This window comes from Bradyrhizobium diazoefficiens USDA 110 (assembly GCF_000011365.1).
Taxonomy (GTDB): domain Bacteria; phylum Pseudomonadota; class Alphaproteobacteria; order Rhizobiales; family Xanthobacteraceae; genus Bradyrhizobium; species Bradyrhizobium diazoefficiens.
In genome coordinates this window covers 7711343-7731487 of record NC_004463.1, presented here as the reverse complement: position 1 = coordinate 7731487, position 20145 = coordinate 7711343, and the positions used below count along the sequence as shown (strand labels likewise).

Below are 20145 nucleotides of genomic sequence, written 5' to 3'. Positions count from 1 at the left end.
ACTCCCCTAGATCAATCCCTTGTTGCACGCGTTTTTTGCCGCCGAGTTTCCGCCAGCGTAATGGCGCCGCTAGCCACCAGGACAATGACGATGACCGTGGCAAGCGCCTCCACCGAGGCTAGGGTGTCGTACCAGCTGTTCCAAAGCTCAAGCATGCGCTGGCCTCTATCTGAGCGGGCGTCCACCAGCGATAAAATGCGCTCTGTCGAGAGGACGTGCCTTCGCGCACAGGGACAATGCTACGTTTCGCCGCGCGCGCTTTGATCGCGCGGCAACATGACCTATGCCCGGCGCCCGAATATCGAGCGAACGTAGGTTCCGGTCGCCGTACACAGAGATCGCCCGCGGCTATGTCGAAGATGTTGGCCGACTGTGAAGTAGCTTACATCCCGTGTTCTTGGCCCGGGCTAACGTGGCGGAAGCTTCTTGCTTTGAAGGAGGCATCCAATGCTCGCAGCAATCAAATGGAACTCCCGATACAACGCGCGCGAATGGGGGATGATGGTTGGGGCGCTTGCCGTCCAACTCCGTGCACTGAATGCAAATCGACGGAAGGGCGAAAGCAAGCCGAGGCGGCCGCCCTGGAAACACTTCGACGATACCCATCATTGGGACACAGCCGCGGAGGAATGGGTCCCCAACAATGATCGGTGATCAGGCTTCAAGATGCCTTTCGCTGATGGACCTGGTCGAGCGGTGCGGTCACGTACAAGCAGCTGGATCGGGATGTGCGTCGGGACTTCCCGAAGAGTGACGCAGCAGCGCTCCGCCGACGGGGCGTAGCGCTACGGCGCCGGGCCGGGACCCGGAGGCGGCATGGTAACGGCCAGCTTCCGGCATGCCGCCCTTGCTGATATTCTCCGCCAAAAGACGTTTGGCGGAGGATAACGATGCGGCCCCACGGGATGGCCTCGAATATAGCGGCTGGCGATGTCACGCCCGCGGTGCTCGCCATCGGACGGCCGGATTTTCCGAGCGTGCTGATCGATACGCTGCGCCGGCAGGCCGATGTCGGCCATTGCATGGTGTTTGCGCTGAGCCGGGCCGGCGCGACGCACTGCTTGCTCGATGCCGGCAACATCCCGATCGGCGGCGATCTCGGCGCGGCCTATGCCGGGCAGTTCCACGAGTCCGATCCCAATCGCGATGCGCTGTTCGAAGGCGAGGGCGGCGCGTCGATCGTGCTTCCGACTTTCGCCCCGCGCATGTACGGCGCGCGCTACCGGAAAATCTTCTTCAACGATTCCGGCATCGTCGACAAATGCGCGACCGCGATCTGGGTCGAGGACACCTGCTTCTACGTCAATTTCTATCGCATCGCCGCGCAGGGCCGCTTCAGCGACGCCCAGCGCGAACGCCTCCAGGCGATCGCACCTGCGATCGGGGCGAGCGTCGCGCGCCATTTTCAGCGGAGCGCAACGCCCGATCAGTCTCTCGCCGCGCTGTTCGCCACGCACGCGCCGCTCGCCGATCTCACGCCGCGCGAGCGGGAGGTTTGCCGGCGCATCCTCGAAGGCTTCAGCTCCGAGGCGATCTCGCAGGCGCTCGGCATCAGCCTGCATTCGACGCTGACCTACCGCAAGCGCGCCTATGGGCGGCTGGGTATCTCCTCGCAGAATGAATTGTTTTCGATCGTGCTGCGCCTGCTCGCGGGGCCGAGCGGCCTGAACTAAGGGGTACTCTCAGGTCCGCTAACTCGAAATGGGTAGTTTCCTCAATGAACCCGATTTGCGATGATGCAGGGCAATTGCGGTGGCCGCCGCGGTTGTAGGGGGGCGGCCTTGGTTTCTATCAGAGTCAGCGACGGGCCGCTTAGCTCCGATAGGTTTGTGCGACTTTAGATCCTCGAGCTGTAGCTCCAATTCGCAGTTCTAGGAGGCCGCAATGGCAAATGTCTATTCAGTTCTGTCAATGTCCTTAGTTGCTACCGTTCTCATGGCTGGCAATGTCCAGGCCCAAAGCATTCCTCCGGAAGGCTCCGTCTTCGTTATATTCACCGCCACGCCCATTCCAGCCCCCAGGCCGATGCCGATCGGCATCGGCAGAGAGTTTGCCCTCGTGAACCAAACGCGCGCCATCTCTTCGTCCGTCGGCACTGCAGTGATCAATCCGATCTGAGCGCATCTGCATTGTCGCACCGATCGGACGTAGGGGTGTCGATCAACCGCTTGGTGAACGGGAAAGTAGCGATCTTCGATCTTTATCAGGGAGATCAAAAGGTCAGCCATGATGGACAATCCAACTGCCTGGTCCAGGCGTCGACGATGTCCGATCCACGATCGCTAACGCCGGAGATGAATTTCCGCCAAGGCACCAGATATGCCGGCGTCCTGGTCGCGATTGGAGTGATCTATTTCGTCCTGGCAAAGGGCGGCCTCGCTCTCGCCTCTGTTCATCCCAGTGCAACGCCAATTTGGCCGCCGACGGGTCTCGCGCTGGCGGCGGTGCTATTGTGGGGATATCGGACCTGGCCCGCAATTTTCATCGCAGCGGTGATCGCCAATGCGACCACCGCCGGCTCTGTTGCCACCGCAATTGCGATTGCTTCCGGCAACACTCTTGAGGCCGTCGTTGGCGCTTATCTGGTCAATCGATGGTCGCGCGGACGTCATACGTTCTCGAGACCAAACTCCGTCGCGAAGTTTGCTCTGATCTGCATCGTGATCGCGACGCCGATCAGCGCCAGCATTGGACTGACCAGCCTGGCGACCGCCGGGTACATCGATCGGACCAATTTCGCGAACGCCTGGGTCACATGGTGGCTGGGAGATGTGACCGGCGCGCTGGTCATTGCCCCCGTTGTCGTGCTTTGGGCATCAAGCTACGACCATGCTTTCAACCGCAATGATTGTTTGGAGACGGTCGGCGTCCTCGCAACAGCGGCGGCTGTTGGACTTATTGCTTTCAGTCCCCTGATCGAGCAAACGCCGAGCAGAGATCCACTGGGCTTTCTTGCGATTCTGCCAATGTTGTGGGCGGCACTGCGCCGCGGTCCACGTGACACCGCAACGGTTGCGCTGGTGCTTGCCGGCATCACGGTTTGGGGGACGCTCACGGGCGGCGGCCCCTTCACGACCACGGACCTCAACGTTTCATTCCTGCTGGTGTTGATGTTCCTGATCAGCATTACGGTTCCGAGCTTGTTACTGAGCGCCGACGTCGAGGTCCGCAAGAGGGGGGAGAAACGTCTGCGCCGCGCGCAGGTCGAACTCGAACGGAAGGTCGCAGAGCGTACGCAGGAGCTTGAGCTCGCCAATGCAGCAAAATCGCGCTTCCTTGCCATGGCAAGCCACGATTTGCGGCAGCCATTGCATGCACTGGGCTTGTTCATTGCCCAGCTGCGCATGCCGCTCAGATCGGGGGAACGGACAAGGACGATCGAGCTGATCGATGCAACGCGCAAGGAAATGGATGAAATGCTCAATTCGCTGCTGGATATGTCCAAGCTGGATGCCGGAATCCTTATACCCACAATTACTGAATTCCCGATCGCGCGCCTGTTGCAAAAAATTGAGACGACGTTTGATCAGGCAACGCGAGAAACAGGCTTGCGTCTACGCGTCAGGCGAAGTGACGCCTGGGTGCGGAGCGACGCCATGCTCCTCGAACGCATACTGCTCAATTTGGTATCCAACGCTGTGCGCTATACGTTGCGGGGTGGGATCATTGTCGGCTGTCGCCGGCGCGGTCAAATGTTGCGCATCGAAGTATGGGATAGTGGTCCCGGCATTCCCGAGGATCAGAAGCAGAATATCTTTGGCGAGTTCTTTCAACTGGCCGCCCGAGACCGGAACCGGTACGGCAGCATGGGGCTCGGCTTGGCTATTGTCGACAGGCTTCGCCTGCTTCTCAACCATCCAATCGACTTAGCTTCGACCGTGGGCCGAGGTTCGCGATTCGCGATCCTGGTTCCGATGGCCGATGAATGCGATACATCCGCCGAGCCCGTCGACTCTCCCCACCCCGCGGCCTTTGCAGTCGAAGGCAAGCTCGTTCTTGTTATTGCCGATGCTCCAATTGTCCAGCAGGGAACGGGCGGATTGCTTGGCAGATGGGGATACACCGTCCTTACCACCGGATCCGACGAAGCGGCACTTATCCGACTTGCGGAGCGCCAGCAACGCCCCGATCTCATCATCTCGGATTATCATCTTGCTAATGGTAAGACCGGGATCCGAGCCATTGAAAAAATCAATGCGGCGTTCGGTTCATCCATTCCAGCTATTCTCATCAGCGGCGATACGGCACCTGAACCAGCACGTGAGGTCAAGGATAGGGGATACATTTTGCTGCACAAGCCTGTCGACCCGATGCGGCTCCGCGCTGTCATGCACGAGCTCTTGATGGATCACGGCGATGGGAGGGATACCCGGGCGGCTTCATGACTCGGATTTCGGCGGCGATTCCCAGCCCATTTTCCCCACTTTGATGACTGCCTCGGTGCGGCTCGTTACGCTGAGCGCCTTGAGAACGACCGTGATGTGATTTTTCACTGTCGGCACTGCCATGTTGAGCGTCTTGGCAATGATCTTGTTGCTTTTTCCCTTCATCAGAAGCGCAAGCACTTCGATCTGCCGATCGGTCAATCCGAGACCCCTGAGAAAGTCGGGCGTCGTCGATTTATTTGCAAGCCGCCGAGACGGTGCGTCCTCCAGAATTTCAGAGGGAATGTAAATGCCGCCAGAGAACACCAACTCAATTGCGTTGAGCATGACCTCTCGTTCGGTTGTTTTAGGGATGAAACCCAGCGCGCCAAGTTTGAAAGCGCGCTTGACTGTGTCTTGATCATTCGAGGACGAAAGAATGATGATAGCAATGGTCGGATAGCTGTCTCGCAGTTCGCGGAGGACAGAGAATCCATCTCTGTCAGGCAAATTGATATCAAGCAGGATGAGGCTGATGTCGGGATGTTCCTCGACTATGTCCACTGCCTGACGGCTGCTCGAAGCTTCAAATATGACGGCTTCTCGCTTCAGCTGTCTCAGGACCGCGCACAACGCCTCGCGTATCAATGCATGATCGTCAACAATAAGGACTTTCATGAAAAGCTCTCCGTCATCCCATGGCACGGAGATCCAATTTGAGAAATCATACACCCGCCCTTGGGTCTTTGGCGAGGAAGAGGCTGGCGGGGAGACCGGCCTCGAGACCGTCCACTCTTCATCGCTGGTCCAGCCAGCGGCTCACGGTTAGACACTCAAGATAGAAGTTTAATGCCGTTGTATGCTGTAATTGTAATCAGCTCACGGGACGCCCAAAAAAGCGAGTGCGGATCACCAGAGTCGCGGATTCAGACTGCGGATATCTGTAAGTACCTTGATCATAGGACCTAGGAACCCCTCCGTGAGGACCTCCGGCTGATTTACGCGCGGTGCCGTTGAACGATAATCGTCACCCGACAGCTCCCGCGCCAGGAGGTTCTACCAGGCGTCGCCGTAATTCGCGGCCGGGTTCGGCGCGGCTGATGCTTTTCGTCAGTTTCGGTCCCTCTTGAAACGTGTTCGGACGCCGGACGGGGAACCAGATGCTTGATCGAACTGCCACCCTGAAGCCATTCGCAGGCGCGGTGCCGGAGCTGAACGGCTACGGCCGCGATCTGCGCATTGATGCCTGCCGCGGCATCGCGCTCTGGTGGATCTTTCTTGACCATGTCCCGAACAACATCGGGAGTTGGCTGACGCTGCGCAACTACGGCTTCAGCGATGCGGCGGAAGTATTCATGTTTCTTTCGGGTTTGACCTGCGCGCTGTCCTACGGCAAGGCACGGCAGAGCGGGGGCTGGACCGGCGTGATCGGCCGGACGCTGTGGCGAAGCTGGGATATTTATGTCGCATTTCTACTGCTTACCCTCGCCTGCGCCATCGTGGTTCACCTCGCAGGCGGCGGCCCTCTTGCCGATAAGAGCAATACGCGCATTCTGTTGGATCAGCCGGGCGTGACGCTCGCGCACGCGGCGATCCTGCAATACCGCCCGGTGAATACCGACATCTTGCCGCTCTTTGTGCTTTATCACCTTTTGTTTGCGCCGCTGCTGTGGCTGCTGCTGCGAGCTCCGAACGCAACGCTGGGCGCGTCGCTGCTGCTTTACGCACTGGTGCACGTCTTCGGCTGGACCATCCCGGCATGGCCGAACGGCCACTGGTTCTTTAATCCGCTGGCCTGGCAGCTGCCGCTTGTGCTTGGCGCGTGGTGGATCATCGAGGGCAAGAGAGTTCGACCGTGGGTGACCTCACGCACCGTGCTTGTTCCTGCGGTTCTTTATCTGCTGATCAGCCTCATCATCGCATTGAGCTGGAGCGTCAAACCGTTGGAAGCGTTGGTCCCTCGGGCACTCCTGACGCTGTTTTACCCGATGGACAAATCGAATCTCGCTCCATTGCGACTGCTGCATTTTCTGGCCCTTGCAGTTTTGACCGTATGGCTCATGCCTCGCGATTGGCGAGGGCTGACGACGCCGGTGATGCGTGGCGCCATTCTCTGTGGCCGGAATTCGCTGCCAATCTACTGCCTTGGCGTTCTGCTGACGCTGGCCAGCCACATGGCGCTGCTCGACATTTCGGAGGGGCTGACGATGCAGATCGCGCTCAGTGTTGGCGGCGTCCTGGTGATGATCGTGGTGGCGGCGCTGCTGCATTTGGTCATGATCAAACCCAGGCAGCAGCTGCATGCGAAGGCCGTCGAGCAGCCAACCAGGTCTGAGCTGGTCATCAATCCCATGACAGCCAGGGCACTCGGCGTTGACATTCCGCCCGCGGTACTCGCCTGTGCCGACAAGGTTGATCGACTAAAGATGCTGTTTGCTCCGGTGCGCGAGTCCGGCTGCGGCGCGGATCCAGTGCCAGCAATCGCGCACGCCTTCGGGCCACCAGCGAAAAGTGCGGGTCAGGATGTGGATTAGATCACAAGGACCGACAAGGGACTGTGGAGCCTGCCCCTTGATCGTCCGGCCATCGTACAGGAGCCAAGGCCATGATTTCTCAACCAAGGACCCACAAGAGAGCGATGTTGATCGCGGCGTACGTGACGTTGGCCTGCGTAGCGGCATTTCTGTCGGTCAACCTGACATCACCCACCAGCGCCGCGCTCGGCGCGGACTGGCAGTGCAGCCGGTTTGCCCTCGTATTTACGACCTGCACCCCGGTGGGTTCACACGAGACCCTTTCCACTGGCATGCGCAGGCTGACCTAGGGTTAAGACCCAATTATCCATGTTGAGATTCAACGGGTTGGTCAACCGAATCGGGGGCCAACAGATGCGGGCGAACTTGGTTTGGTTTAGCGACGGGCAGTACGCGGGGAATTTGGCAGAGTATCTTCGAGGCGGCGGGCCGAACCTGCTGAACCGCCGGAACGAATGGCTCTCGACGGCACGCATGTCAAAGCGCATCGCTGCGCTGGCGGCGGAAAAGGGGGGCGTCGGAACAGGCGATTGGCATCACCAGGGGCGGGCGCAACAGCAAGATTCACGGCCTTGTCGATAAGCTGTGCCGCCCGTGGGTCTTGATCCTCACGCCTGGCAATACCGCCGACTGCACAGTCGGGGCGGCATGTGTCAGTCTGCTCGACGGCATCGCCGAGTTGCTCGGTGACAAGGCTTATGACAGCAACTCGTTCCGCGAGTCTCTGCGCAAGGACGGCATCAAACCGGTAATCCCAGGCCGGTCAAATCGGAAGAAACGCATACGTCACGACAAGCAAGCCTATAAGGATCGCAACGTCATCGAGCGCTGCTACTGCAGGCTCAAGGACTTCAGGCGCATCGCAACGCGCTACGACAAACTCGCTCGGAACTACTTCTCAGCCCTGTGCCTCGTTGCCGCCGTGGCATTCTGGCTTTAGTCGTGCGCGGTTTCCGCTTTTGGGATAACATGGCGAGCGTGTCGGCACCCGGATGACGATGGGAAACCATGACGGGGAGCTTGGAATGAGCTCGCAGCGAGTGTCGGGAACCGCCGTGCAACGAACCATTGCCGTCCTGGGCTCGGCGGTTTTCTTCGTGGTCGCCCCATGTACGCTGGCGGGGCTCGTTCCATGGTCGATCACGGGTTGGCAATTCCGGCCGCCGTTCCTTGGTCTGGAGCTGACGCGCGGCATCGGCGCGATAATGATTCTCGCAGGCGTGCCTGGGCTCGTTGACGCATTTGCGCGTTTCGCGCTGCAGGGTCTCGGCACCCCCGCGCCCATCGCGCCGACCCGGAATCTCGTGGTGACCGGTCTCTACCGTTATGTACGTAATCCAATATACGTCGCGGTCGTTGCCATCATCCTGGGTCAAGCGGTGCTGATGGGCGATTGGCGCCTCATCGTCTACGGCGCGCTGCTCTGGCTCTTCTTCCACGTCTTCGTCGTGGCGTACGAAGAACCCACGCTCGAGCGGACGTTTGGGAGTGAGTACGAGGCGTTCCGCGCCGCCGTCCCGCGCTGGATACCGCGGATGACCCCATGGCGGTTGAAATGATCGGTGGCCCGCGGTTGTGCGAGCCGCTGCTCGCGACCGGTCTCGGACGCTTCACCGGCGCCGCGAGCAGGCACGCTGTCTGGCGCTCGGTTGGAATGTCGCCTCTGTCGCTTCATGGCCCTTGACGAACGTTGTTTGTGCGTTTGTCGATGTCCGCTGTTGTGGGTCATGCGGACCCGCTACCGTGCGCGCACCCCCTGTCCCAATCGCTGGGGACAGACGGCAGCTCCTGAACGCGCTAGTCTGGCGGGACACAGCAGGGAGACCGCCTTGAGCACCGCGCCGCGCATCGACATCGACCCGGCCGCGTTCTGGGCCGACCCCTATCCGATGCTCGCGAACATGCGCAAGGAGGCGCCGATCGCCTTCGTGCCGCAGCTCGGCTCGACGCTGCTGACGAGCCGCGACGACATCTCGATCTCCGAGAAGCAGATCGACGTGTTCTCCTCGCACCAGCCCGCCGGCCTGATGAACCGGCTGATGGGCCACAACATGATGCGCAAGGACGGCGAGGCGCACCAGGTCGAACGCCGGGCGATGTTTCCGACGGTGTCGCCGAAGACGGTGAAAGGCTACTGGACCGCGCTGTTCCAGGCCCATGCCGACCGCATCATTGATGCGATCGAGCCGGGGCGGATCGACTTCATGCGCGATTTCGCGCTGCCGTTCTCCGGCGAATGCCTGAAGTCGATCACCGGCCTCACCAATATCGGCTTTGCCGAGATGGACGCCTGGTCGCAAGGCATGATCGAGGGCATCGCCAACTATGTCGGCGATCCCGCCGTTGAGGCGCGCTGCCATGCCGCGACGTCGGGCATCGATGCGGCGATCGACGACATGCTGCCGGTCATGCGCAAAAATCCCGATCAAAGCATCCTCGGTGTGCTCCTCGCGTCGGGCATGCCGATGGAAAGCGTGCGCGCAAATGTAAAGCTCGCGATATCGGGCGGCCAGAACGAGCCGCGCAAGGCGATCGCCGGCACGGTGTGGGCGCTGATGACCCATCCCGAGCAGCTCGACCTCGTCCGGCGTGGTGAAGTCACCTGGCTCCAGGCCTTCGAGGAATATGCCCGCTGGATCTCGCCGATCGGCATGTCGCCGCGGCGCATCGCAAAGCCATGGTCGATCCGCGACGTCGCGTTCGAGCTCGATGAGCGCGTGTTCCTGATGTTCGGTTCCGCCAACCGCGACGAGAAGCATTTCGAGCGCGCCGACCAGTTCGACGTGCGGCGCGACACCAGCAAGAGCGTGGCGTTCGGCGCCGGCCCGCACTTCTGCGCCGGTGCCTGGGCCTCGCGCGCCATGATCGCCGACGTCGCGCTGCCGACATTGTTCGCGCGTGCCGGCCGGATCGAGATTGCCGATGACGAGCCGGTGCGGATCGGCGGCTGGGCGTTCCGCGGCTTGCAGAATTTGCCGGCGAGATGGCTACACTAGGCCGGCTGGAAGGGAGCTTCGCGCCACAACAGCTCCCATTCGCCGATCATGCCATCATGCTCCTGTCTTGCCCGACGGGTCAAACGACTCGGCCTGCCGCGTAAGCTATTGATCCGACTATGGTCGGCTACTGTGCATGGGGTTGTTTTCGACGTTTTATGTTCCGGCCCTGCATCGTCGCACCAAATCCCCGCGGCTCTCACATTCGCGTGCGGAAAAATTCTCCCTGCATCATCGCGGCCGCTTGAAAGATTAATCATGCGCCCTGCCACGCGCGCAGTGCTCGCATCGCTATTTTTCCGCGTGTCTCGACACCTCCGGCAAGCCGCACCATCATTCCCAACGTGAATGAATGACGGCCGCATGCGGCCGGGAGTGTTGAATGCAGCGTCGGGACTTTCTGAGACTTTCCGTTGGAACGGCAGCCGCGGCTGCGGTCGCCTCGCGCGTCCGCGCGCAAGGCGCGGTGAAGGAAATTCGTATCGGCTATCAGAAGAACGGTGTGCTGGTCATCACGCGCCAGCAGGCCGCCCTGGAAAAACATTTCACGCCGCAAGGCATCGAGGTGAAATGGGTTGAGTTCTCCTCCGGCCCGCCAATGATGGAGGCCATGAATGTCGGCAGCGTCGATTACGGCGCGGTCGGCGATTCCCCGCCGGTGTTCGCGCAGGCCGCGGGCGCCGCGATCGTCTATGCCGCCGGCCAGCCCATCACCAACGGCCAGGGCATTCTGGTGCCGAAGGATTCGCCGATCCGCTCCATCGCCGAGCTGAAGGGCAAGCGCGTCGGTTTCACCAAGGGCTCCAGCGCCCACAACATCGTGGTGCAGACGCTGGAGAAGGCGGGCCTCACCTATGCCGACATCACCCCGGTCTATCTGACGCCGCCTGACGCCGGCCCTGCCTTCGCCAACGGCAGCATCGAGGCCTGGGCGATCTGGGATCCGTACTTTGCGATCGGCGAGACGAGGCAGAACGGCCGCATCCTGATCAACGCGCGCGAGGTCACCAAGACCAATTCCTTCTACATCGCCAACCGCGACTTCGCGAAGAACCACGGCGCCATCCTGCAACAGATCGTCGACGTGACGACCGCGACGGCCAAATGGGCCGAGCAGCACCGCGACGAGGTCGCCAAATCGCTGGCGGCGGTGACAGGCATTCCCCTGGAGATCCAGACCATCGCGGCGAACCGCTCGGCCTTCGTGGTCGGTCCCGTCACCGACGACATCGTCGCGACCCAGCAGGGCGTCGCCGACCGCTTCCATAAGCTCGGCCTGATCCCCAAGCCGATCGTGATCCGCGACATCGTCTGGCGCAACCCGGCAGCCTGATCGTGCCGACCAATCTCCCCGTTTCAAAAGGTCTAGACATGAGGCGCATCGTTCAACGCGTGATCGCAGCCATCGTCATGTCGGTCGGCATCGTCGCGGCCGCCGTCGGCACGACCTACGGCTAGTCATCGGAGCCCATCCATGAGCCAATCCAAAAGCAACATCCTCTGGTTCCTGCCGACCCATGGTGACGGCCGCTATTTGGGCACCGCGACCGGCGGCCGCGAGGTCAACTTCAACTATCTGCGCCAGATCGCGCAGGCGGCCGACCAGCTCGGCTATTTCGGCGTGCTGCTGCCGACCGGGCGGTCTTGCGAGGATTCCTGGATCGTCGCCTCCTCGGTCGCGCCGTTCACCGAGCGGCTGCGCTATCTCGTGGCTGTCCGGCCCGGCCTGCAATCGCCGAGCGTGGCCGCGCGCATGACCGCGACGCTCGATCGCATCACCAACGGCAGGCTCCTGATCAACGTCGTCACCGGCGGCGATCCCGTCGAGAACAAGGGCGACGGCATCTTCCTTGGCCATGACGAGCGCTACGAGGTCACGCGCGAGTTCCTCAACGTCTATAGCGACCTGCTGGGCGGCAAGGCCGTCAATGTCGAGGGCAAGCACATCCGCATCGAGGACGGCAAGCTGCTGTTCCCCCCGGTGCAGTCGCCGCGGCCGCCGCTCTATTTTGGCGGTTCGTCGGACGCCGGCATCGATGTCGCGGTCGATACCGTCGACAAATACCTCACCTGGGGTGAGCCGCCGGCCCAGGTTGCCGAGAAGATCGCGAGGGTGAGGGAGGTCGCGAACGCGCGGGGCCGAAAGCTGTCCTTCGGCATTCGCCTGCACGTGATCGTTCGTGAGACCAATGAAGAGGCCTGGAGTGCGGCCAACGAGCTGATCAAGCATGTCAGCGACGACACCATCGCGCGGGCGCAGAGGAACTTTGCCCGGATGGACTCCGTCGGCCAGCAGCGCATGGCGCAGCTCCATGGCGGCAAGCGCGACAAGCTCGAGATTAGCCCGAACCTGTGGGCCGGCGTCGGCCTGGTGCGCGGCGGCGCCGGCACGGCGCTGGTCGGCGACGCCCAGACCGTCGCGGCGCGCATCAAGGAGTATCAGGATATCGGCATCGATACGTTCATCATGTCGGGCTATCCGCATCTGGAGGAAGCCTATCGCTTTGCCGAGCTGGTGTTCCCGCTGCTCTCGCTCGATCACGGCAGCAACGTGACGCGGCTGCACCACAACAGCGGTCCGTTCGGCGAGACCGTCGGCAACGACTACCGTCCCTCCAGGCTGGCATCGCAATCATGAGCCTCATCGACAGTATTTCTCTTCCGCGCCGGGTCCGCCTGCCGCGCGCGGGCGGCCTGGTGCGGTGGATCGTGCCGCTCGCCATCGTCGCGATCTGGCAGCTCGCCTGCGTCACCGGCTTCGTGCCGACGCGCGTGCTGCCGGCGCCGAGCGACGTCGCGTTCGCCGGCTGGAAGCTGCTGCTCTCCGGCGAGCTCGCGCGCAACATCTGGGTCTCGTTCTGGCGCGCCTCGATCGGCTTCCTGATCGGCGGCAGCATCGGCTTCGCCTTCGGGCTTGCCAACGGCCTGTCGCAGCTCTCGGCAAAGCTCACCGACACCACGCTCCAGATGGTCCGCAACGTGCCGCACCTGGCGCTGATCCCGCTGGTCATCCTGTGGTTCGGCATCGACGAGAGCGCAAAGCTGTTCCTGGTGGCGCTCGGGGTGTTCTTTCCGATCTACCTCAACACGCTGCACGGCATCCGCACCGTCGATCCCCAGCTGATCGAGATGGGCCGTATCTACGGCATGAGCGACGGCGAATTGTTCCGCCGCGTGATCTTTCCGGGCGCGCTGCCCTCGATCTTCGTCGGCATCCGCTTTGCGCTCGGCATCATGTGGCTGACCCTGATCGTGGCCGAGACCATCGCGGCATCCTCGGGCCTCGGCTACATGGCGATGCAGGCGCGCGAGTTCATGCTGATCGACGTCGTCGTGCTCTCGATCCTGATCTACGCCCTGCTCGGCAAGCTCGCCGACAGCGCCTCCCGCGTGCTGGAGCGGGCGACGCTCTCCTGGCACCCCGCCTTCCAGAAACGTTGAGCAGAAATACTGGGAATCACATGCAGACAGCCCTTCGGACCTCGCTTCCCGAAACCGAGCTCGCCAGCCGCGCCAGTTTCGCGCCTCACGCCCGCGTGGTGCGCGAGGAGCGGGTGGTGCAGGCCAGCGGCCTGCCGCTCAGCATCCGGGGGCTGCGAAAGTCCTTCGGCGACAATGAGGTGCTGCGCGGCATCGACCTGCACATCCCGGCCGGCCAGTTCGTCGCCATCGTCGGAAAGAGCGGCTGCGGCAAGAGCACGCTGCTGCGCCTGATCGCCGGCCTGGACAAGATCGATGCCGGCACCATCAGCCTTGGCAGTGACGTCCAGCCCGAGGATATCCGCGTGATGTTCCAGGAGCCGCGGCTATTACCCTGGGCGCGCGTGCTCGCCAATGTCGAGGTCGGTCTCGGCCGCGATCGCGCATCGAAGGATGCGCATGCTCGCGCCGAGAAGGCGCTGACCGAGGTCGGCCTCGCCGACAAGCGCGACCAGTGGCCCTCGGTGTTGTCGGGCGGCCAGAAGCAGCGCGTCGCGCTCGGCCGCGCGCTGGTCTCCCGTCCGCGCGTGCTGGCCTTCGACGAGCCGCTCGGTGCGCTGGATGCGCTGACCCGCATCTCGATGCAGCGGCTTCTGGAGCGGGTCTGGCGCGACCAGGGCTTTACCGCGATCCTGGTGACCCACGACGTGTCCGAGGCGGTCGCGCTGGCGGACCGGGTGCTGGTGATCGAGGAGGGCCGGATCGCCCATGACGTCGTGGTTAACGCAGCCCGGCCCCGGGAGCGCGGCTCGGTCGAGCTTGCGGGCCTCGAAGGCTCGATCCTGAGCCACCTTTTGTCGGCGGACGATCGTACCTAAATAGAGGGAACCCCGCTTCGGGGACCACGCCATGAATGTAGTGCCTCGCGATCTCATGACTGAAATCCCCGTCTCGCCCGCCGATTTCCGCGGCGCCATGCGCCACCTCACCGGCGGCGTCAGCGTCATCACCGCCGGGCGGGGCAAGGACATCAGCGGCATGACGGTGACCTCGGTCACCTCGCTGTCGGTCGAACCGCCGACGCTGCTGGTCAGCATCAATCGCGATGCCTCGTCCTTCCCGCTGATCCGGCGTCACGGCGCCTTCGGCGTGAACATCCTCAACGCCGACCAGCTCGACGTCGCCGAACGCTTCGCCGGCAAGGGCGGGCTCAAGGGCGCAGACCGCTTCGCCGGCGCCCGGTGGGTGACGGCGGTTTCGGGAGTCCCGCTGCTGGTCGGCGCATTGTCGGCCTTCGATTGCGAGGTCGAGGAGATCGTCGAGCGGCACTCGCACGGCATCGTCATCGGCCGTGTCAGGGACGTCAGGAGTTCGACGCGGACCGCGGCGCTTGCCTATTGGCACGGCCAGTACGTCGCGGTCGACCAGGATGAAGACGCGGCAAGGCTCGCCGAGGTCAGCCTTCCCGCGCGCACCCGGCGCGGCGTTTGATCGCCGCAAAGAGGCAGCACGCAGGCTGGCCTTTTCCCTGTCATCGCTCTAGAAGCGCCCTGAGCCTCCCGTCCGGGACGGCAACGGAGCGGAACGATGAAACGCGTCGCGACCTGGGCCTTCTACGCCATCGGCGCGCTGGCGATCGCTTATCTCGCGCTCTACGCCTATGCCATGTTCAGCGGCCAGCCGATCATTCCCGGCGACCCCATCCACATCTTCCGCAAGCCCGACGCGCCGAGTTATTCGTGACGCCCGAGATCTCGTAGGGTGGGCAAAGGCGCACTTGCGCCGTGCCCACCATCTTCGCTGCGAACGAAATGGTGGGCACGCTTCGTTTTGCCCACCCTACGGAAGTTACGAATTCACCCTCTCAGAATCGCCAGCGCCAGCGCCTGCGCGCGCGGCACGATGCTGTCGATCTCGAGATATTCCTCCGGCGTGTGCGCGAGCCCGCCGACCGGGCCGAGGCCGCAGATGGTCGGCGTGCCGACCGCGGCGGTGAAACCGGAATCGGCGCAGCCGCCGGAGAACTCGCCCTGGAGCGTGGTGAGGCCGACCTGCCTTGCCGCAGCTTGATAACCTTCGAACAGCGTCTTCGAGGCCTCGCTCTGCACCACCGGCACGAACTCGCCCTTGATCGTCAGCGTTGCGCTCGTGCCCGGCACATAGGAGGTCGCGACGATTGTCTCGATCGCGGCCATCACCGTGGCGCGGTCTGCGGGATCGACATAGCGCAGATCGATCTGGCCCTCGGCATAGGGCGCCGTCGTATTGACGGACTGGCCGCCGGAGACGAGGCCGACATTGAGCGTGATGCCCTTGTCGAGATTGGTCAACGCGTGGACCTGGACGATCTTGTGCGCGAGCTCGCCGATCGCGCTGACGCCGGCGGCGAAATTGGCGCCGGAATGCGCAGCTTTGCCGGTGATGGCCAGATGCATGAAGATGCCACCCTTGCGGCCGGTGACGACGTTGCCTGTGGGGCGGCCCGGCTCGGAGTTGAACACCGCACGCGCGGCACGACCTTCGCGCTCGATCACGGGTCGCGACGAGGGCGATCCGATCTCCTCGTCGGAGGTGATCAGCACCTTGATCGGGTGCGGGCTGCCGCCGAACTTGTGGAAGGCGGTCGCCACGAAGATGTTCATCACGACGCCGGATTTCATGTCGGCGACGCCGGGGCCATAGGCGCGGTTGTCGCGGATCGTGAAGGGACGCCGTCCGGCCTCGCCCTTGCCGAACACGGTGTCGCGATGGCCCATCAGCAGCACCGGCTTCTCGTTGCTGCCGGGCTTTGTCACCTCGGCATGAATCGCATCGCCGAAGGTGGAGTTGCTCTCGCGCCGGAACGGGATGCCGTGCTCGGCGAAGTGCCGCTCGAACCGCGCCCCGACCGCATCGACGCCCTCCTTGTCATAGGACCCGGAATCGATGTTCACGACGTCGCGCAACAGATCGATCATCGCCTGCCGCTGCGACGCCAGCCAGTCCGTGATTTGAGCTTCAGACATGTTTACCCTCGTGTGGTTCTCACGCGGGGTTATACGGCCTTGCGCAGGCGCGACCTAGTCGGAGAACGCGGTGCGGCCATGCCGCCGTCTGCGGGTTTGGACGCACACTGTCTCCTCATCGTCGTCCTGGCGAAAGCCAGGACCCATACCGCGGAATCTACCGATGGAGGGCGGTAGGAGTACCGGACGACGAATCTTCGTCAAACTCCTCTCTGGGGTAATGGGTCCTGGCCTTCGCCAGGACGACACTGCGGATGTGGGCACCAGCCTTAACGCTTCGGCTCCGCCATCGCTTCCACACCGCGAAGCTGGGTCGCGACGGTCAGTGCGCCGATCTTCCGACCCATGTCCTTGCCGACCTCGGTCGAGAACCGGTAGTGAAAGCCGGCCCAGATGCGGGCGTTGGAGACTTCGTCGCTGTAGTCCTGGAGCCGCGACCATTTGCGCGTGACACCTGGTGCCGTGGAGCTGGTCAGCGAAAACTCGCCGAAATCTCCAACGACGCTCTGGAGCACGGTCGAAATCGCCGCCGACGTGATGCAGTGAGCACAGGGATATTCTGGATGCATCGGCGTTTCGCCGAGTGGCAGCCAGGACGGGTCGCGTGGCGTCGCCGGATTCGACGTCAGGTCGGCGTTGCGTATGGCGGTGATCGGTCGCCAGAGATTGTAATGGTATTTTGCATCGAACACCGCAACGAGGGCGTCGTTGCCGGCAATTGACGTCAGCGCGAACAGCCGGGCGCAGTCGACGAGATCCATGCCCTTGGCCATTGCAGCTTGCCTCACGATCGGATTGTAGGTGCGGGCACCGACAAAGAACCAGAATCGGCCGATCGTCGTTTGCTCCGGCGTCCGGGTTGTACTGCTTCGGCTGCCGACCTCGCGGATTTCGTTGACATCCCGGGTCCACACCTCTGAACCAAGCGCCGGCGGCGGGCCGGGGCGAAACTGCGATCCGGAAACCATGACCCAGGGCGTCGTCGCGCCCGTGGTTGAGAACAGCGGAACGGTGGTCGGAACGTACGCGCCCGGTGTCGTCAGGGGGCGGTAAGTTTCCGGAGCGGCGCTGCCATCGTTCGCACGAAGCTCGATGATCTGCATCGCGGCCTCTTTCCCGAGGCTGATGCCGGCGATCTTGGACTCGCCGTCGGCAATCGGCGCCAGAGAATTCGACAGCGTCGCATCCAGGTCCGGCTTGAGGTCCGGATAGACCGAAAGCAGCACCTCGTGAGCGGCAGCTGCCGCCGCAGCTTCCCGCGACGTCGAACGATCCGCGGGCAAGGAGAGCTTGTAGGGCGCGTACCGGCGGTCGATCGCGTTGACCGCCTCGAACATCGCGACGTGCATCATGGACAAGACGCGGCTGTGGGGCGCTGGAAGAATTTGCTTCTCGGCAGCGATCGCGTCGGCCTTTGCATTCCAGTCCATGATCACGTCGGCGCGTGCCAGCGACGCCGAGGCCGCGATCAGCGTTACAATCAGCGAAAGGCGGGAGATGGTCCACGAGGAGCATTTCATGGCGTGCCCTTTCGATTTGAAGGACGTATCGCGCGGCCGATGCGGCTCTGGCCGACGTCGCGTCGCGCTGCCCGAGGACTCTAGCGATCTTGATGTGGTTTGATTGTGAACTGCTTCACGCGCCGCATGCGGTTCAACCGAGAGCAGATTTTTCTCGGCGGGCAGAACAGTTGCGTCCCGAATGGGTAGGCTTGGCTTACCGTTCGCGCCGCATTGTGCAGTCGGCTATAGTCGGCGCAAGCTGCCAGTTGGACGTGCCGAAGTCCGTAGCTCAATTTTTAAGGCAGCTCGCATGCCGTCGGCAGGCCGTGCCTTGCTCTCGTTTCAGAGCGTCTTTTCTAGGACGACATTGTCACGGTGTAACCTCAACGGAGAGAAACATGCCGTTGTTCATCTCGTACGTCTCATACTCAAATGCCGGTATCAAGGGAATGGTCGACAAGCCGGCCGATCGCACGTCGGCCATCGGCGCGCTGGTCGAGAAGGCCGGTGGGAAGCTTCAGGGAGCTTTCATGACCACTGGTCAACACGATGCAGTGCTCGTCACGGAGTTTCCTGACGGCTCCGATGCCATTGCGATTGGAATGGTGGCCGCTGCGGCTGGCGCCGTCTCCAAGATCGAAACCGTACGCGCTTGGAAGATGAGCGAGTTCAAGAGCATCGCGGAGAAGGCTTCCAAACTCGTGAGCACCTACGTTCCGCCGGGCAAGTAGACTCGCGCGGGCGCGCTATATCTCCCAACGTCGTCCCAGCCTAGTGCGCAATTCGCACTAGGCCGGGACGACACTTATTGTGTGGCGACTGGTTGCGTTCTCCTCAAAAAGAAAATGCCCGGGCCTAGCCCGGGCATTCGCATCCTCTCGATATTCGCAGAAGCCTTACGCCCCCACCATCGGCATCCGCGGGTACTCACCCGGCGTCCCGGCTGGCGTAATCGGGATGCCGCCGTCGGCGTATTCGTTGAGCTTGTTGCGCAGCGTCCGGATCGAAATCCCCAGGATGTTGGCGGCGTGGGTGCGGTTGCCGAGGCAGTGCTTCAGCGTCTCCAGGATCAGGTCGCGTTCAACATCGGCCACGGTACGGCCGACGAGCGCGCGCGTCACCTGCTCGGCGGCCATCGTGGCATGCGCCACGGCCGGTACCGTCTTGGCGAGGTCGAGGCGGTCGCCGTCCGGGGTGAGGATCGCGTCGGGTCCGATCTCGTCGCCCTGCGCCATCAGCACGGAGCGGTGCATGGTGTTTTCGAGCTCGCGGACGTTGCCCTGCCAGCGGTTGGTCGAGAGCACGCGGCGCGCTTCCGCCGAGATCGGGCGCATCGGCACGCCGTTGGCTTCGGCGTACTTCTTCACGAAGTGCTGGGCGAGCTCGAGGATGTCGAGGGGACGCTCGCGCAGCGGTGGGATCTTCAGGTTGACCACATTGAGGCGGAACAGCAGGTCCTCGCGGAACGTGCCTTCGCGCACGGCCTCGGCCAAATTGCGGTTCGAGGTCGCGATGATGCGGATGTCCACCGGCACCGGCTTGGTGCCGCCGACGCGGTCGATCACGCGCTCCTGGATGGCGCGCAGCAGCTTCGATTGCAGGCGGACGTCCATCTCCGAGATTTCGTCGAGCAGCAGCGTGCCGCCGGTCGCTTCCTCGAACTTGCCGATGCGGCGGGCGATCGCGCCGGTGAAGGCGCCCTTCTCGTGGCCGAACAGCTCGGACTCCAAGAGATGCTCGGGGATCGCGGCGCAGTTGATCGAGATGAACGGGCGCTTGGCGCGGGCCGAGCGGGTGTGGACGTAGCGGGCCAGCACTTCCTTGCCGGTGCCGGATTCGCCGGTGATCATCACCGAGGCATCCGAGCCTGCGATCTGCTGCGCGAGCTTGATCACCTTGGCCATCGCCTCGTCGCGATAGACCAGCTCGCGGGAATCGTTGGCGACGGCGGCCAGCACCGCCGCGATCAGCTCCGGATCCGGCGGCAGCGGAATGTATTCCTTGGCGCCGGCGCGGATCGCGGCGACCGCGGCGCGGGCGTCGTTGGTGATGCCGCAGGCGACGATCGGGGCGTGGATGTGCTCGGCCTCCAGCCGCATCACGAGGTCGCGGATGTCGAGGGCGACGTCGACCAGCAGGAGGTCGGCGCCCTTGCCGCCGCGCAGCACGCGCATCGCCTGCTCGTGATCCTCGGCGTGGGTCACGGTGGCGCCGTTCTCCATCGCGATCTTGGTGGCGGTGGTGAGCTGGCCCTTCAATGTGCCAACGATGAGAAGCCGCATGTCAGTCTCCTGTCCGTCTGGTCGCGCTGCCGCGCGTCATTC

At 62.9% G+C, this 20145-nt stretch carries 20 protein-coding genes; 15 read left to right on the top strand and 5 right to left on the bottom strand.

Features of this window, described 5'->3' with window-relative positions:
- Positions 1-11: 11 nt before the first annotated feature.
- Positions 12-155 carry a hypothetical protein gene (locus BJA_RS35555; protein WP_156149870.1) on the bottom strand — a complete coding sequence of 48 codons (144 nt, stop codon included), beginning with the start codon at positions 153-155 and terminating at the stop codon, positions 12-14.
- 735 nt (positions 156-890) lie between these two features.
- On the opposite strand from BJA_RS35555, the gene BJA_RS35550 reads away from it, so the two are divergent.
- The 3 genes from BJA_RS35550 (at position 891) to BJA_RS35540 (ending at position 4385) form a co-directional block, all read left to right on the top strand.
- Positions 891-1673: a helix-turn-helix transcriptional regulator gene (locus tag BJA_RS35550; protein ID WP_011089754.1), complete on the top strand. Its 783-nt coding sequence runs from the start codon at positions 891-893 to the stop codon at positions 1671-1673.
- Positions 1674-1884: 211 nt separating this feature from the next.
- The gene (locus BJA_RS35545) at positions 1885-2118 is read left to right on the top strand and encodes a hypothetical protein (RefSeq protein ID WP_133415036.1); all 234 of its coding nucleotides are present in this window, start codon (positions 1885-1887) and stop codon (positions 2116-2118) included.
- Positions 2119-2153: 35 nt separating this feature from the next.
- Positions 2154-4385 (top strand): MASE1 domain-containing protein, encoded by a 2232-nt coding sequence (locus tag BJA_RS35540; RefSeq protein ID WP_011089753.1) that lies wholly within the window; start codon positions 2154-2156, stop codon positions 4383-4385.
- Here the strand turns inward: BJA_RS35540 and BJA_RS35535 are convergent.
- Positions 4380-5042, bottom strand: coding sequence for a response regulator transcription factor (locus BJA_RS35535; RefSeq protein WP_011089752.1), 663 nt, complete (start codon positions 5040-5042; stop codon positions 4380-4382). The two genes, BJA_RS35540 and BJA_RS35535, sit on opposite strands and share 6 nt — an antisense overlap.
- A gap of 482 nt (positions 5043-5524) precedes the next feature.
- On the opposite strand from BJA_RS35535, the gene opgC reads away from it, so the two are divergent.
- The 11 genes from opgC (at position 5525) to BJA_RS42460 (ending at position 15057) form a co-directional block, all read left to right on the top strand.
- Positions 5525-6898 carry an OpgC domain-containing protein gene (gene opgC, locus BJA_RS35530; protein WP_038965539.1) on the top strand — a complete coding sequence of 458 codons (1374 nt, stop codon included), beginning with the start codon at positions 5525-5527 and terminating at the stop codon, positions 6896-6898.
- Between the two features lie 490 nt (positions 6899-7388).
- Positions 7389-7838, top strand: coding sequence for an IS5 family transposase (locus BJA_RS35525; protein WP_051000252.1), 450 nt, complete (start codon positions 7389-7391; stop codon positions 7836-7838).
- A gap of 85 nt (positions 7839-7923) precedes the next feature.
- A complete protein-coding gene (locus BJA_RS35520) occupies positions 7924-8457 on the top strand; it encodes a methyltransferase family protein (RefSeq protein WP_197535734.1) in 534 nt (177 codons plus the stop codon).
- 270 nt (positions 8458-8727) lie between these two features.
- Entirely contained in the window at positions 8728-9894 is a 1167-nt protein-coding gene (locus BJA_RS35515; RefSeq protein ID WP_038965540.1) for a cytochrome P450, read from the top strand.
- Between the two features lie 382 nt (positions 9895-10276).
- A complete protein-coding gene (locus BJA_RS35510) occupies positions 10277-11227 on the top strand; it encodes a sulfonate ABC transporter substrate-binding protein (RefSeq protein ID WP_011089748.1) in 951 nt (316 codons plus the stop codon).
- Between the two features lie 2 nt (positions 11228-11229).
- A complete protein-coding gene (locus tag BJA_RS43735; RefSeq protein WP_257784483.1) occupies positions 11230-11352 on the top strand; it encodes a hypothetical protein in 123 nt (40 codons plus the stop codon).
- Positions 11353-11368: 16 nt separating this feature from the next.
- On the top strand, positions 11369-12532 hold the full coding sequence (gene ssuD / locus BJA_RS35505) for an FMNH2-dependent alkanesulfonate monooxygenase (protein WP_011089747.1): 1164 nt from the start codon (positions 11369-11371) through the stop codon (positions 12530-12532).
- Positions 12529-13335, top strand: a complete 807-nt coding sequence (gene ssuC / locus BJA_RS35500) for an aliphatic sulfonate ABC transporter permease SsuC (protein WP_011089746.1) — start codon at positions 12529-12531, stop codon at positions 13333-13335. Before ssuD ends, ssuC begins: the two co-directional genes overlap by 4 nt.
- Before the next feature lie 20 nt (positions 13336-13355).
- Positions 13356-14192, top strand: coding sequence for an ATP-binding cassette domain-containing protein (locus BJA_RS35495; RefSeq protein ID WP_011089745.1), 837 nt, complete (start codon positions 13356-13358; stop codon positions 14190-14192).
- A 31-nt stretch (positions 14193-14223) separates the two neighbouring features.
- Positions 14224-14805 (top strand): flavin reductase family protein, encoded by a 582-nt coding sequence (locus tag BJA_RS35490; protein ID WP_011089744.1) that lies wholly within the window; start codon positions 14224-14226, stop codon positions 14803-14805.
- A gap of 96 nt (positions 14806-14901) precedes the next feature.
- Positions 14902-15057, top strand: coding sequence for a hypothetical protein (locus tag BJA_RS42460; protein WP_027544964.1), 156 nt, complete (start codon positions 14902-14904; stop codon positions 15055-15057).
- A 113-nt stretch (positions 15058-15170) separates the two neighbouring features.
- Here the strand turns inward: BJA_RS42460 and BJA_RS35485 are convergent, their stop codons facing one another.
- Together BJA_RS35485 and BJA_RS35480 are read right to left on the bottom strand one after the other, a co-directional pair.
- Positions 15171-16319: a M20 family metallopeptidase gene (locus tag BJA_RS35485; RefSeq protein WP_011089743.1), complete on the bottom strand. Its 1149-nt coding sequence runs from the start codon at positions 16317-16319 to the stop codon at positions 15171-15173.
- Between the two features lie 269 nt (positions 16320-16588).
- Positions 16589-17839, bottom strand: coding sequence for a vanadium-dependent haloperoxidase (locus tag BJA_RS35480; RefSeq protein ID WP_011089742.1), 1251 nt, complete (start codon positions 17837-17839; stop codon positions 16589-16591).
- Positions 17840-18219: 380 nt separating this feature from the next.
- Here BJA_RS35480 and BJA_RS35475 point away from each other — a divergent pair, with 380 nt between their 5' ends.
- Positions 18220-18552 carry a GYD domain-containing protein gene (locus BJA_RS35475; protein WP_028173118.1) on the top strand — a complete coding sequence of 111 codons (333 nt, stop codon included), beginning with the start codon at positions 18220-18222 and terminating at the stop codon, positions 18550-18552.
- Between the two features lie 165 nt (positions 18553-18717).
- Here BJA_RS35475 and BJA_RS35470 read toward each other — a convergent pair whose 3' ends face one another.
- Positions 18718-20103 carry a sigma-54-dependent transcriptional regulator FlbD gene (locus tag BJA_RS35470; protein ID WP_011089740.1) on the bottom strand — a complete coding sequence of 462 codons (1386 nt, stop codon included), beginning with the start codon at positions 20101-20103 and terminating at the stop codon, positions 18718-18720.
- Positions 20104-20145: the final 42 nt, after the last annotated feature.

Bases quoted from the DNA above. Each gene is read 5' to 3' on its own strand.
- BJA_RS35555 (WP_156149870.1), bottom strand. From the start codon at position 155: ATGCTTGAGCTTTGGAACAGCTGGTACGACACCCTAGCCTCGGTGGAG.
- BJA_RS35550 (WP_011089754.1), top strand. From the start codon at position 891: ATGCGGCCCCACGGGATGGCCTCGAATATAGCGGCTGGCGATGTCACG.
- BJA_RS35545 (WP_133415036.1), top strand. From the start codon at position 1,885: ATGGCAAATGTCTATTCAGTTCTGTCAATGTCCTTAGTTGCTACCGTT.
- BJA_RS35535 (WP_011089752.1), bottom strand. From the start codon at position 5,042: ATGAAAGTCCTTATTGTTGACGATCATGCATTGATACGCGAGGCGTTG.
- opgC (WP_038965539.1), top strand. From the start codon at position 5,525: ATGCTTGATCGAACTGCCACCCTGAAGCCATTCGCAGGCGCGGTGCCG.
- BJA_RS35520 (WP_197535734.1), top strand. From the start codon at position 7,924: ATGAGCTCGCAGCGAGTGTCGGGAACCGCCGTGCAACGAACCATTGCC.
- BJA_RS35510 (WP_011089748.1), top strand. From the start codon at position 10,277: ATGCAGCGTCGGGACTTTCTGAGACTTTCCGTTGGAACGGCAGCCGCG.
- ssuD (WP_011089747.1), top strand. From the start codon at position 11,369: ATGAGCCAATCCAAAAGCAACATCCTCTGGTTCCTGCCGACCCATGGT.
- ssuC (WP_011089746.1), top strand. From the start codon at position 12,529: ATGAGCCTCATCGACAGTATTTCTCTTCCGCGCCGGGTCCGCCTGCCG.
- BJA_RS35495 (WP_011089745.1), top strand. From the start codon at position 13,356: ATGCAGACAGCCCTTCGGACCTCGCTTCCCGAAACCGAGCTCGCCAGC.
- BJA_RS35490 (WP_011089744.1), top strand. From the start codon at position 14,224: ATGAATGTAGTGCCTCGCGATCTCATGACTGAAATCCCCGTCTCGCCC.
- BJA_RS42460 (WP_027544964.1), top strand. From the start codon at position 14,902: ATGAAACGCGTCGCGACCTGGGCCTTCTACGCCATCGGCGCGCTGGCG.
- BJA_RS35485 (WP_011089743.1), bottom strand. From the start codon at position 16,319: ATGTCTGAAGCTCAAATCACGGACTGGCTGGCGTCGCAGCGGCAGGCG.
- BJA_RS35480 (WP_011089742.1), bottom strand. From the start codon at position 17,839: ATGAAATGCTCCTCGTGGACCATCTCCCGCCTTTCGCTGATTGTAACG.
- BJA_RS35475 (WP_028173118.1), top strand. From the start codon at position 18,220: ATGCCGTTGTTCATCTCGTACGTCTCATACTCAAATGCCGGTATCAAG.
- BJA_RS35470 (WP_011089740.1), bottom strand. From the start codon at position 20,103: ATGCGGCTTCTCATCGTTGGCACATTGAAGGGCCAGCTCACCACCGCC.